Genomic DNA, 12503 nt, shown 5'->3' on the forward strand with positions numbered 1-12503 from the left:
TGTGTTATTACATGTTCACCAATGTACTCCCGCGCAATACCGGTACAACATCGTAAAGATCTGACTGGAGGCAATAAGCAATATCTTTTTGAATGCCCAGTCTCTGCAGTCGTCGTACATGTGACGAATTGGAAACAGCTGCCAAAAGATTGTCTTTTGATTGGTTATAAAGTCTTTGGGCCATCAATGTTCCATCTTCTCTGAGCATATACTGGTCTTTAAGCGCTTCTGCAAGTGCTCCTGCGAACAAAGTATCTTCCAGATTTGGCCTGCCTTTCCAGCCGGCACAAAGTACGAGTACATCATAAGGCTCTGAACGCAGATGATTGGCCAAAGCTCCCAGATTCAGAAATGAGCCAATCATCACTTTTACTGCCGATGCCCTTGCTTTGGTAATGGATAACGTTCCATTGGTCGTTGTCATTGCGATCTCTGCACCAATAAGCCTCTCATTCATATAACTGAATGGAGAATTGTCGAGGTCAAAACCTTCTTCTTTTTTTGCATCACGTTCAGCTGCGGCAATAAATCCTTTGTCCTGAAGGTATTTACACTCCTCAATCGTAGCTACAGGAGTAATACTTTTAATACCATAGGCCAATCCGGTTACCATGCACGATGTAGCTCTGAAAATGTCAGCTACCACTACGATTGAGTTGTCAAGCTTATGTAAATGTAATAAATCAGGAGTCAGGCAGACGTCAAGTTGTTTCATATAGAAAATGGTGCAGAAGCAATTATTATAAAAGAGTATTCGGATGTAATTTATCCCTTTACAAAAGGCAATTTGATGACACGTGCTTTTAATTGGCGATCACGTACTTTGACGAAAATTTCAGTATCCGGCTTGCTCAGTACTGTTGGTACATAGCCCAATCCGATTCCCTTCTGTAACGTTGGCGACTGAGTTCCCGAAGTTACTTCACCAATTACATTACCTTCAGCATCACAAAGCTCGTAATGGCCACGTGGAATACCTCGGTCAATCATTTCGAAGCCAATGAGTTTTTTCTGGACTCCAGCTTCTTTCTGCTGTTTCAAGGCCGGTGAATTGGTAAATTCCTTGGTGAATTTGGTTACCCATCCTAAGCCAGCTTCCAAAGGAGATGTGGTATCGTCGATATCGTTTCCATACAGGCAGAATCCTTTTTCCAATCGGAGTGTATCACGTGCACCAAGTCCTACGGGTTTGATGTCAAACTCCGCACCAGCTTCGAAGATGGCGTTCCAAACGTGCTCAGCATTTTCATTCTTAACATATACTTCAAAACCACCTGCACCTGTATAACCAGTTGCAGATATCACCACATCTTCCACGCCAGCAAGCGTACCGATTTTGAAAGTATAGTATTCCATTGATCCCAGATCCAGATCCGTCAACTTCTGAAGTGTTGCTGTGGCGTTGGGGCCCTGAACTGCAAAAAGACAAGTGTCTGCAGATAAATCCTGCATTTCCACACCTTCAGTATTGTATTGCTGAATCCAGTTCCAGTCTTTCTCAATATTGGAAGCATTTACAACCAGCATATAATCGCCGTCGGCAATTTTATAAACAAGAAGATCATCCACAACTCCGCCAGTTTCGTTTGGCAGATAGCTGTATTGTACTTTTCCATCATACAGTACCGATGCGTCATTTGCGGAAACACGCTGTATCAGGTCAAGTGCTTTTGGTCCTTTCACACTGAATTCTCCCATATGAGAGACGTCAAAAACACCTACGTTGTTACGCACTGTATGGTGTTCTTCCAGGTCGGAAGAGTAACGAACAGGCATTTCAAAACCGGCAAAAGGCACAATCTTAGCGCCCAACTGAACATGTACGTGGTGAAGCGGTACGTTTTTCATCAATGGTTAATTGGTTTAGATTTATTTGCAAAAGTAGGCAAACCACATCAAAGCCACACAAAAAACTACGTTTTCACATTTTTGGCTAAATCATTTTGAAGTATATTGGGAAAAAATAGACATAAATTATTGTCTTTTTGATCATTAACTCTGAAAACCATGAAAAAAAAGTATTGGATATTTTCTATTCTACTCATTGCGAACAGTCAGGTTGTAAACGCCCAAACGGCCACTTTTAAAGGACAGGCGATTGATGATAAAATCAGTATTGGCTATGGTGTAACGACAGGCGATGTGGATGGAGACGGCAAGCCGGACATCCTTTTGGCAGATAAAAAGGATATAGTCTGGTATAAAAATCCTGGTGCAAGAGATAAATCGTGGCAACGGTTTGTAATGGCAACGAATCTGACTGAAAATGATAATGTCTGTATTGCAGCGCGTGATATAGATGGTGACGGAAAGGTGGAAGTGGCGGTAGGAGCTGAATGGAATCCTTCTGAAACAAAGAACAATAAGAAATCGGGGGCTGTTTTTTATTTAGATGCTCCAGGGGATCGAACGCAGATGTGGGAACCTGTGCGCTTGCACCATGAGGTAACAATTCACAGGATGCAGTTCCTGAAAACTACGGATGACAATTTTCAGCTTGCTGTTTTGCCTTTGCATGGCGAGGGTAATGTGAATGGAGAAGGAGCCGGGGTGAAAGCAATCATTTTTGATATACCTGAAAACAAAAAAGGGCTGTGGAGTTACCAGTTGCTGGATACAGAAATGCATATGACGCACAATTTTCAACCCATGGAGGTTTCAAAGCGTTTTTTGGGAATGGCCATCGCAGGAAGAGAAGGAGTTCAGGTTTTTCTGAATGGTGCTGATGGTTGGGCGGCTTCAGGAAACTGGATGGTGCCGTCTCATGGTGTGGGTGAGATTCGTACGGGGAGTCTTGGGAATAATCAGCTTTTTACTGCTACGATAGAGCCGATGCACGGAAACTCTCTGGTAGTTTATACAAAAGATGCACGTACCGTATTGACAGATAAAATTAAAGAAGGGCACGCATTGGTATGTGCTGATTTTTTTGGTCAGGGCAGGGACCAGATCGTGATGGGGTGGAGAAACCCGAATGTAGTAGGGGAAACCGGGGTTCGTATTTACGTGGGCTCAGATGGAGAAGGGAAAAAATGGCAGGAATATACCCTGGATGAAAGAATCAAAATTGCCTGTGAAGACGTAGCTGCTGCTGATCTCGACGGCGATGGTTTTCCCGACGTGATTGCCTCGGGCAGGGCTACTAAAAATCTGGTAGTGTATTGGAATCAAAGAACAAAATGAGTTTGCAGAAAAACAGAAACGGGCTGGAAAATTCACTTTCCAGCCCGTTTCTGTTAATTTTAATCATAACGATCAGTCTCTTCTGCCCATCAATATACTTACATAGTAAAGCAAAGTTGCCAATGAACCGATGGCGGCTACAAGGTAAGTTCTTGCTGCCCATTTAAGAGCATCTGCAGACATTACGTATTCACGCTCATTTACTATCCGGTTATTCTTGATCCATGCCAATGCACGGTTACTCGCATCATACTCTACCGGTAGCGTAATAAAACTGAACAATGTTGTTAGCGCAAACAAAGCCACACCAATTGCTAACGGAATAGGAGTAGTGTTAATTAACAGAATACCACCCAGAATTACCCATTGCATATATTGCGAAGCCACGCTCAGAAAAGGCACCATCTGCGACCTGAACTGTAACCACTTATAGGCTGTAGCATGTTGCACGGCGTGCCCACATTCGTGAGAAGCAACTGCCGCAGCAGCAACGCTACGTCCGTAAAAAACATCTGGACTTAAATTGACAGTTTTGTCCTGAGGATTGTAGTGGTCTGTAAGTTTTCCTTCAACAGAAAGAACTCTGACATCATAAATGCCACTTTCGCGAAGCATTGTTTCAGCAATTTCCTTTCCACTCATTCCATTACTCAGACCCACCTGAGAATATTCTTCAAACTTCCTTTTCAAACGCCATTGAACGTAAAAGCTTACGATCATGACCAAAATACCAATTAAATATGCGCCACCCATAGTGAGTATTTTTTAGATTTAGTTAAAAATAGAAACTTATGAGGAATCCGAAAAATATAACGGCACTAACCTTACATTGTTTCGTTTGAATAGCCTTGTTTGATTTTTTCAATCAACGCTGTAGTTGAATAACCCTTTACAAGTGCTATCGTTTTTACCTCACCTCCATTGCCAAGTACAAAATCCGCACCAGCAATAGTTTCTACTGTATAATCGTCACCTTTTACCAAAATGTCAGGTTTTACGGCCTCTATCAGCTCAGAAGGGGTAGGTTCATCGAACAAAATGACAGCATCGACGAAAGAAAGCGCTGACATCAGTCTTGCTCTGGCATATTCATTAACGACCGGACGAAGCGGACCTTTTAGTCTGCTCACGGAAGCATCAGTATTCAGTCCAAGCACAAGTCTGTCTCCCAAAGCACGGGCTTTTTCCAGATAATCGATATGGCCCAGGTGTACAATATCAAAGCAACCATTGGTGAAAACAACCTTTTGGTCGGCACGCTGCCAATCTGCTACTTGCTGGATTGCTTCATCAACTCTAAGAATTTTATCTTCAGTCAGGCTCATAAAGAGGAATGTTAGTTTAGGGAAAATGATTAATCCGGATTACCGGGTTGCCGCTATTTCTGCCGGCTCTTCTGCTGTTTTTTTATTTTTGACCAACACATATAAAAACGCAAGTGCTCCGATAACAAGCATGAAAACCATTTGAGCACCATGTATAAATGTGGCCAGAGTGATACCGTCGTTATAGGTAAGTCCGTAAAGAACCATTACACTTCCCACAAGCATGTGATAAGCTCCGAGTCCACCCTGAACGGGAGCGGCCATACCGATAGATCCCACTACCAGCAATGTCAAACCAGCCAGAAGACCCAACGAAGATGTTTCCGGAATGCAAAAAAACAATACATAAGAAACCAGGTAATACAGTACCCAGATAGCAATAGTACTGAAAATGAATAATCCCGGACTACTCAGTTTGCGAACACTTAGCAAACCTTCCAGCATCCCCTGAGCAAATGATACTACTTTTTGTATCAGGGCATTTTGTTGAAGCTTGCTTTGTAGTGCTTTGTTTTTGAATATATAAATACCCGCAGCAGCAACAGCTACCAACCCCGCAAGAAGTATAATTAAAAGTATTGAGCCTGAAGAGTTGCTTTCACCAGAAGACAGCTTGCTCATGAAAAAATCGGTGAAGAATTTACTGAGCCGGTCGAATTCGAGAATGAAATTGATGCCAATCATTACTAAAAGTATGATTACATCAAATATTCGTTCTGCAACTACCGTTCCGAAGCTTAGGTTTACTGGCACCCTTTCCAGTCGGTAGAGTGTGCCACAACGTGTAACTTCACCCATACGGGGCACGATGTAATTGGCAAAATAACCTGTCAGTACAGCAATGGAACTGTTGAATAAACCTGGTTTGTATCCAAGGGGCTCCATCAACATTCCCCATCTCCATGCCCTCACTACATGTGCCATCAGCAGAAATATACAGGAGATAGCAATCCATCGCCAATCTGAGCGGGCAAACCGATCCAGCATTTCAGCCAGATTGATATCTTTAAATGCAAACCAGATCAGCCCGCCGGCTAATCCCAGAGAGATAATGTAACGCAGCGCACTTTTCATTGAGCTTTTATGAAGGTTGGAATTTTAGAAGCGGTATTTCTTCTGTTTATACAAGTTGATTGTTATGGTCGGGAAAAACAACCATAGGTTTGAAGGTTTTCGCTTCTTCCTGCGACATACTGCCGTAAGCAATAATGATAATGATATCACCGATCTGCACTCTGCGAGCCGCGGCTCCATTCAGGCAAATCATTCCGGAAGCTCTTTCTCCTTTGATTACATAGGTTACAAAACGCTCCCCGTTGTTGTTGTTTACAATGTGTACCTGCTCATTTTCTATCAAACCGGCCGCATCCATCAGATCTTCGTCAATAGTGATACTTCCTACATAGTTCAATTCTGCCTGAGTCACCTTTACCCGGTGAATCTTCGATTTCATGAGTGTTATTTGCATTACTCAGTGGTATGAGTTGATATTTTATTGTAACGTATTCTCCTGCAAAGTTACAGGAATAATACTGAGCCTTCAAAACAATGCCGGTCGGGAACAGGTTCCTGTGTATGTTATGCTGAAGGTTTGGGTAAAGGTTGTTTTAAATTTTGTACCTGATAAGTAAAATCGGTTCATGCATTGTTATATTTATGCCTGAATTAGTACCATTCAGTATTAATTTTCAGAAATATGCTTTAAACTCTATTATTAACCTTTCTTAATATTACCAAAACCAATGAGTACAGACAGTAAGATAAAAGATGTAACCCGTCGGGATTTTCTTCAGAAGACCACGGCAGCAGCAATCGGAAGTTTTTTTATAGTTCCCCGCCATGTTTTAGGAAAAGGTTTTCGTGCACCAAGTGACAAACTGAATATTGCAGCTGTTGGTATTGGCAGCAAAGGTTTTTCGGATATTACCAATGCTTATAACAAAGGAGCTGAAAATGTAGTGGCACTTTGTGATGTGGATTGGAATCTGGGACAAAAATGCTTTGATAAATTTCCGGACGCCAAGAAATTCAAAGACTTCCGCAAGATGCTTGATGAAATGGATAAGGATATTGATGCCGTTACCGTTTCAACACCTGACCATACACATGCTGTGATTGCAATGGCTGCTATGGCAAGAGGCAAACACGTGTATGTACAGAAGCCATTGACCCACAATATACATGAAGCGCGCGTACTTACCGAGGCTGCACGCAAATACAAATTGGTTACTCAAATGGGAAACCAGGGGGCGTCTAACCCCGGCCAGCAGCAAATGGTGGAATGGTTTAAAAAGGGAGTGATCGGTACCGTGAAGGAGGTTGATGTATGGACGAACCGTCCGATCTGGCCACAGGGGATTCCGGTGCCAACAGAAAAAGTGGCAGTGCCAAGTACGTTGGATTGGGATTTGTATGTAGGTCCTGCTGAATGGGTGGATTATACGCCTGCATATCATCCGTTCAAATGGCATGGTTGGTGGAATTTCGGAACAGGCGCATTGGGTGACATGGGATGCCACCTGATAGATTCTCCTTTCCGTGTATTGGGATTGGGCTATCCAACTGAAGTTGAATGTAGTGTGGGAGCGGTGTTCCTGAAAGACTGGACACCAGAATATATTCCTGAGGGATGTCCTCCATCTTCACGCGTTCAGATCAAGTTCCCTGCTACCAAAACAAACAAATCTGCTTTGACAATGACGTGGCATGATGGCGGTATGCGTCCTTTCCACCCGGATTTGGTACCTGCTAATGACCCGCTTGGAGAACCAGATAGCAGTAACGGAGCCATGCTGATTGGTGATAAAGGTGTGATGATGTGTGCTACCTATGGAAAAGATCCTAAGGTTTATCTGAAAAACGGTGAAAAACTGACGATGCCAAAAGGTGCTTTCGAGACCAAGTACACGTCGCTACCTGAATATGGTCACCAGGTTGCATGGACTGACGCCTGCAAAGCCGGATTTAACAGCAAAGAGCACAAGGCGCTTTCATCGTCATTTGATTACTCAGGTCCTTTAACTGAAACAGTAATCATGGGTAACCTGGCGATCAGAAGTTATAACCTGAGAACTGCCAACGCGGATGGAAAAGGATTCAGCTATCCTGGCCGTAAACGTTTGCTTTGGGATGGCAATGCAATGAAGATTACAAACTTCGACGAAGCGAATCAATTCGTTTCCCGCAAATACCGTGAGGGCTGGAAGCTTTCGTAAGTTGTAATGGGAAGTAAAACAAAAATGGTGCAGTTTCTTATGGAACTGCACCATTTTTGTTTAGAATACGATATTGTCAATAAGTCTGACCGGTCCGAGAAACACGGCTACGCAGATGGCATTGTTACCGGTAGACCCAATTTCTGAAATGGTTTCCAATGTTTTCAGATCTGCAATTTCAAAATAATCGAGTGTAAAAGCTTCGTATTTTTTGAATTCTGCTTCGGCGTTTGTTCTTACTGTTTCGGGTGTCTGTCCTTTGAGCAGACTTTCTTTTGCAACAGATAAGATTCTGTGAATATTCGCTGCCAGTATTTTCTCTTTGTCACTGAGACGCTGGTTGCGGGAAGACATTGCCAAGCCGCTTTCTTCTCTCACAGTAGGGCAAATCACAAGCTCCAGCTGAAACGAGAGATCCGAAACGAGGCGGCTGATTACAGCGACTTGCTGTAGGTCTTTTTGTCCGAAATAAGCTTTATCAGGCTGAACAATGTTAAATAATTTGGAAACAACCAGTCCAACACCATTGAAATGACCTGGCCGGGAGACACCTTCCATTACTGTTTCCAGATTCCCAAAATTAAAAGTCATCACTGCCGTATCAGGATACATTTCCTGAACAGAGGGTGCGAATACAGCTGAGCAGCCAGCAGCCTGAAGCAATTCTGTATCCGCTTCCAGCGTACGCGGGTACTTTTCCAGATCCGCAGGATTATTGAATTGTGTGGGATTTACAAAAATGCTGCAAACAGCTAAATCATTTTCGGCACCTGCAGATTCGAGTAATGAAATATGTCCATTGTGGAGCGCGCCCATAGTGGGTACAAATCCGATGGTCTTACCTGATGCCCGCTGCTGTTTCAAAAAATTCCGGAAGGCAGGAATTGAAGTAAATACTTCCATGAATAGAGGATGAATTTCAAATCACCGGTTATTATCGGGTGAACCGGCTATTTTAACAAAAGAAACGGGTTTTTAAGCAAATCCCGGAAATATTAGGAATGGGAATCCCCAAACTGAACGCAATATTACAATTTGTTTGGAATATCTTTTGATTTTGCGATTTTTTTTGTATAATTTTGCAAAACTTTTTTTCACAAACTGCTAAATATCTATGGAGAAACTACGAATTTTGTATGTAGCCAGTGAAATCAATCCTTTCCTTCAGACCACCGATGTTGCCGATTACGTAAGAAAACTTCCTCAGGCGATGCAGGAGCGTGGAGCAGAAATCAGAATTCTGGTACCGCGTTTTGGTTTGATCAATGAGCGTAAAAACAGGCTTCATGAAGTAGTTCGACTATCAGGAATAAATATAACCGTAGGAGATGAAGAAAAGCCACTAATCATTAAAGTTGCTTCCATTCCAAATGCCAAGCTACAGGTCTATTTTATAGATAATGATGATTATTTTCATCGTAAATCAGTGTTCGTCGATAAGGAGAACAACTTTTACGATGACAATGATGAGCGCGCAATTTTCTTCTGCAAGGGTGTTTTAGAAACTGTTAAAAAACTGGGTTGGGCTCCTGATGTGGTGCACTGTAACGACTGGATGACTGCATTGATTCCTTTGTATCTGAAAACAACTTATCGTAACGATCCGATGTTTAAGGATACGAAAAGTGTATTTACTGTACACAACAATGCATTTGATTTCAAATTTGATGCTGATTTGCAAAGCAAAGCGAAGGCAATGGATGTGAGTGACGAGGCTTTGGCACATTTGCACTCAGCTGACTTTGAAGGTTTTGTTAAAATCGGCTGTGCATATGCGGATGCTGTTATCAAGGCGGATGAGCGTTGCAGCGATAGTTTGAATCAGATTTTCAACGATGCTCCTAAAAGAGTAGAACTTGATGAGCACGATGAAAAATTCTCAGAGTCTTATTATAATCTGTATACAGATTTGATGAATTAACCCTGACACGGGTTATACGGGAAAAAGGGGAAGGCTATGCAGCCTTCCCCTTTTTTATTGTTCGCCTAAAAATAAATTTAAAAAAAACTGATAAGAAAAAGCGAGTGTGTTCGAACACTCTTTTGTTATTGGATAATTTGGAGTTAAAGCCCTTGCTATACCGGTTCTGTTACTTTTTATTTGTACGTTGTTAATAACATACACTTTAAATTAACATAATAATTATGTGTGGAATTGTAGCTTATGTAGGGGAAAGAGATGCGTTCCCGTTAATTCTGAAAGGGCTGAAACGTTTAGAATATAGAGGTTATGACAGCTCTGGTATTGCTCTGTTGGAAGAGGGAGAATTGAATATTTATAAGAAAAAGGGTAAGGTAGCAGACCTGGAATTACAGAACGCAGGGAAGGAGCTTAAATCTACAATTGGAATTGGCCACACAAGGTGGGCGACGCACGGTGTGCCTAATGACGTAAATGCACATCCTCATTATTCTAATGATAAGAAACTGGCCATTATTCATAATGGGATTATCGAGAACTATGCTTCAATCAAACAAAATCTTATAAGTAAAGGACACGTCTTTTTTAGTGATACTGATACGGAGGTCTTGATTCATTTCATAGAAGACATTCAAAAGGAGACAGGGCACTGTCTGGAAGACGCGGTAAAACTGGCTTTGAAAGAAGTTGTTGGAGCTTATGCAATAGTAATCATGTCGGTTGATCATCCGGGACAGTTGATTGCAGCACGTAAAGGAAGTCCGCTTGTTATCGGAGTGGGGGAAAATGAATTTTTCTTTGCTTCTGATGCTACGCCGATTATTGAATACACGAAAAACGTGGTATATCTGGATGATTACGAAGTTGCGTTGGTGCGTGATGGAAAACTCACTATCCAGAATCTAGACAACACGGAAACTGTCCCCTATATTCAAAAGCTTGAAATGGAGCTGGAAACCATCGAAAAGGGTGGATACGACCATTTCATGATCAAGGAAATTTTTGAGCAGCCACGCTCTATTGCGGACAGTATGCGCGGAAGACTGAATGCAGCGGAAGCTCAACTTCAACTCGGTGGGTTGAGTAACTACATGGATAAACTTGTAGCAGCAGACCGGATTGTGATTGTGGGATGTGGTACTTCATGGCATGCAGGGCTTGTAGCAGAGTATTTGTTTGAAGAACTTGCCCGTGTGAATGTGGAGGTTGAGTACGCCTCAGAATTCCGGTACAGAAATCCGGTTATTAAAGAGAATGATATTGTGATTGCAATTTCTCAATCAGGAGAAACTGCAGATACATTGGCGGCTATCGAACTTGCCAAATCCAAAGGCGCTACGATATTCGGAATTTGTAATGTGGTTGGTTCTTCAATCGCACGCGCATCACACGCCGGAGCGTATACCCATGCAGGACCTGAGATAGGAGTGGCAAGTACTAAAGCGTTTACAGCTCAGGTAACTGTACTTACATTGATGGCTCTGGCAGTTGCCAAGAAAAAAGGAACGATTACGGATGAGGTATTTGAACGTTTGCTGGCTGAACTGGATAATATACCATCGAAGGTGAATAAGGTTTTCGAGAGTGCTACGAAAATCAAAGAGATCGCTTTTATCTTCACCTATGCCAAAAACTTCATTTACCTGGGAAGAGGTTTGAACTTCCCGGTTGCTTTGGAAGGTGCGTTGAAGCTTAAAGAAATATCCTACATCCATGCGGAGGGATATCCTGCGGCAGAAATGAAACACGGACCAATCGCTCTGATTGATGAGGATATGCCTGTCGTTTTCCTGGCAACGAAAGATAGTTCATACGAAAAGATCGTTTCCAATATCCAGGAAGTAAAAGCCAGAAAAGGAAGAGTAATTGCCATCGTTACGGAAGGCGATACTCTGATCCCAACTATGGTTGATTTTGTAATTGAAGTACCGGATACTCATGAGGTACTCACGCCGCTGCTTTCGGTGATTCCATTGCAGCTTCTGTCGTACTATATTGCTGTAATGAGAGGCAGAAATGTAGATCAGCCTAGAAATCTTGCGAAATCAGTAACTGTAGAGTAAGATTAATCTCATCAGAATAAAATGCGGAGTGGTCAATTGGCCGCTCCGTTTTCATTTGCTATGATTTGGAGAATAAAATCAGAAGCCTTTCGTTAGTTTTGCACGTCGAACAGCCTCGTTAATTTGTATGTGTAAAAAGTGCTCCTTGTTTAAAGTATTTTCCTTATTTATTCTCATCGGATTGGTGTTTCAATCGTGTGGCACAAAAGAGCAAAATTATGTCCCCAAACCGAAAGGGTTCAATCGCATTACACTTCCGGCTCATCGCTACACACCTCTGAAAGAAAATCATCCTTATACATTTGCCTATTCTCAATGGGCCAGGGTCTTGCCAGATACATTCGCAACTGCGGGGAAAGATTGGCTTTTTGTTCATTATCCACAGTTTGGTGCAAACATTCAGCTTACTTATAAACCAATCGGTGGGGATCAAAAAAAACTACAGGAGTATATCAACGACGCTTATAAACTGGCCGGTAAACATCAAATCAGGGCATCTTCAATTCAGGAAAGCCGCATGACTACCCCGAATGGCTACAATGCCATGCTTTTTAAGATAGAAGGTGATGTTCCCAGCCCGTATCAGTTTTATACAACGGATAGTTCAAGGCACTTTTTAAGAGGAGCCATTTATTTTCCTGTCGCTACCAAAAACGACTCACTTGCTCCTGTAATAGATTATATTCAAAAGGATATGATTCATTTGCTGAACACACTTCAATGGAGATAAAGTGGCCCGGTGTATTGTCATGCATTTTGTAAGGCAGTATCTTTACGAATTACCCATAAATTTTTC

12 protein-coding genes are annotated in these 12503 nt (G+C 42.2%); 5 read left to right on the top strand and 7 right to left on the bottom strand.

What is annotated here, in order from left to right; all coding sequences use genetic code 11:
• Nucleotides 1–7: 7 nt before the first annotated feature.
• Together DSL64_RS09375 and gcvT are read right to left on the bottom strand one after the other, a co-directional pair.
• Nucleotides 8–715, bottom strand: a complete 708-nt coding sequence (locus DSL64_RS09375) for a 2-phosphosulfolactate phosphatase (protein ID WP_115830485.1) — start codon at nucleotides 713–715, stop codon at nucleotides 8–10.
• 50 nt (nucleotides 716–765) lie between these two features.
• Entirely contained in the window at nucleotides 766–1848 is a 1083-nt protein-coding gene (gene gcvT / locus DSL64_RS09380; protein ID WP_115830486.1) for a glycine cleavage system aminomethyltransferase GcvT, read from the bottom strand.
• 159 nt (nucleotides 1849–2007) lie between these two features.
• Between gcvT and DSL64_RS09385 the strand changes: the two genes are divergently transcribed.
• Complete coding sequence (locus DSL64_RS09385; protein WP_115830487.1) at nucleotides 2008–3183, top strand: FG-GAP repeat domain-containing protein; 1176 nt, start codon at nucleotides 2008–2010, stop codon at nucleotides 3181–3183.
• 72 nt (nucleotides 3184–3255) lie between these two features.
• On the opposite strand, the gene DSL64_RS09390 is transcribed toward DSL64_RS09385, so the two are convergent.
• From DSL64_RS09390 to panD, 4 genes are all read right to left on the bottom strand, one after another.
• Nucleotides 3256–3936: a zinc metallopeptidase gene (locus DSL64_RS09390; RefSeq protein ID WP_115830488.1), complete on the bottom strand. Its 681-nt coding sequence runs from the start codon at nucleotides 3934–3936 to the stop codon at nucleotides 3256–3258.
• A 71-nt stretch (nucleotides 3937–4007) separates the two neighbouring features.
• On the bottom strand, nucleotides 4008–4508 hold the full coding sequence (rfaE2, locus tag DSL64_RS09395) for a D-glycero-beta-D-manno-heptose 1-phosphate adenylyltransferase (RefSeq protein WP_115830489.1): 501 nt from the start codon (nucleotides 4506–4508) through the stop codon (nucleotides 4008–4010).
• A gap of 39 nt (nucleotides 4509–4547) precedes the next feature.
• Nucleotides 4548–5582 (bottom strand): lysylphosphatidylglycerol synthase transmembrane domain-containing protein, encoded by a 1035-nt coding sequence (locus tag DSL64_RS09400; protein ID WP_115830490.1) that lies wholly within the window; start codon nucleotides 5580–5582, stop codon nucleotides 4548–4550.
• Between the two features lie 46 nt (nucleotides 5583–5628).
• Nucleotides 5629–5976: an aspartate 1-decarboxylase gene (panD, locus tag DSL64_RS09405; protein ID WP_115830491.1), complete on the bottom strand. Its 348-nt coding sequence runs from the start codon at nucleotides 5974–5976 to the stop codon at nucleotides 5629–5631.
• 274 nt (nucleotides 5977–6250) lie between these two features.
• Between panD and DSL64_RS09410 the strand changes: the two genes are divergently transcribed.
• A complete protein-coding gene (locus tag DSL64_RS09410; RefSeq protein WP_115830492.1) occupies nucleotides 6251–7723 on the top strand; it encodes a Gfo/Idh/MocA family protein in 1473 nt (490 codons plus the stop codon).
• 60 nt (nucleotides 7724–7783) lie between these two features.
• On the opposite strand, the gene panC is transcribed toward DSL64_RS09410, so the two are convergent.
• On the bottom strand, nucleotides 7784–8626 hold the full coding sequence (gene panC / locus DSL64_RS09415) for a pantoate--beta-alanine ligase (RefSeq protein ID WP_115830493.1): 843 nt from the start codon (nucleotides 8624–8626) through the stop codon (nucleotides 7784–7786).
• Nucleotides 8627–8837: 211 nt separating this feature from the next.
• Between panC and DSL64_RS09420 the strand changes: the two genes are divergently transcribed.
• The 3 genes from DSL64_RS09420 (at nucleotide 8838) to gldD (ending at nucleotide 12437) form a co-directional block, all read left to right on the top strand.
• Nucleotides 8838–9644 (top strand): glycogen/starch synthase, encoded by an 807-nt coding sequence (locus tag DSL64_RS09420; RefSeq protein WP_115830494.1) that lies wholly within the window; start codon nucleotides 8838–8840, stop codon nucleotides 9642–9644.
• A 224-nt stretch (nucleotides 9645–9868) separates the two neighbouring features.
• The gene (gene glmS / locus DSL64_RS09425; RefSeq protein WP_115830495.1) at nucleotides 9869–11707 is read left to right on the top strand and encodes a glutamine--fructose-6-phosphate transaminase (isomerizing); all 1839 of its coding nucleotides are present in this window, start codon (nucleotides 9869–9871) and stop codon (nucleotides 11705–11707) included.
• Between the two features lie 145 nt (nucleotides 11708–11852).
• Nucleotides 11853–12437, top strand: coding sequence for a gliding motility lipoprotein GldD (gene gldD, locus DSL64_RS09430; protein WP_229217015.1), 585 nt, complete (start codon nucleotides 11853–11855; stop codon nucleotides 12435–12437).
• The last annotated feature ends 66 nt before the right edge of the window (nucleotides 12438–12503 follow it).

Origin of the sequence: Dyadobacter luteus (genome assembly GCF_003383615.1) — a bacterium.
Classification (GTDB): Bacteria; Bacteroidota; Bacteroidia; order Cytophagales; family Spirosomataceae; genus Dyadobacter; species Dyadobacter luteus.

Bases quoted from the DNA above. Each gene is read 5' to 3' on its own strand.
- DSL64_RS09375 (WP_115830485.1), bottom strand. From the start codon at position 715: ATGAAACAACTTGACGTCTGCCTGACTCCTGATTTATTACATTTACAT.
- gcvT (WP_115830486.1), bottom strand. From the start codon at position 1,848: ATGAAAAACGTACCGCTTCACCACGTACATGTTCAGTTGGGCGCTAAG.
- DSL64_RS09385 (WP_115830487.1), top strand. From the start codon at position 2,008: ATGAAAAAAAAGTATTGGATATTTTCTATTCTACTCATTGCGAACAGT.
- DSL64_RS09390 (WP_115830488.1), bottom strand. From the start codon at position 3,936: ATGGGTGGCGCATATTTAATTGGTATTTTGGTCATGATCGTAAGCTTT.
- rfaE2 (WP_115830489.1), bottom strand. From the start codon at position 4,508: ATGAGCCTGACTGAAGATAAAATTCTTAGAGTTGATGAAGCAATCCAG.
- DSL64_RS09400 (WP_115830490.1), bottom strand. From the start codon at position 5,582: ATGAAAAGTGCGCTGCGTTACATTATCTCTCTGGGATTAGCCGGCGGG.
- panD (WP_115830491.1), bottom strand. From the start codon at position 5,976: ATGCAAATAACACTCATGAAATCGAAGATTCACCGGGTAAAGGTGACT.
- DSL64_RS09410 (WP_115830492.1), top strand. From the start codon at position 6,251: ATGAGTACAGACAGTAAGATAAAAGATGTAACCCGTCGGGATTTTCTT.
- panC (WP_115830493.1), bottom strand. From the start codon at position 8,626: ATGGAAGTATTTACTTCAATTCCTGCCTTCCGGAATTTTTTGAAACAG.
- DSL64_RS09420 (WP_115830494.1), top strand. From the start codon at position 8,838: ATGGAGAAACTACGAATTTTGTATGTAGCCAGTGAAATCAATCCTTTC.
- glmS (WP_115830495.1), top strand. From the start codon at position 9,869: ATGTGTGGAATTGTAGCTTATGTAGGGGAAAGAGATGCGTTCCCGTTA.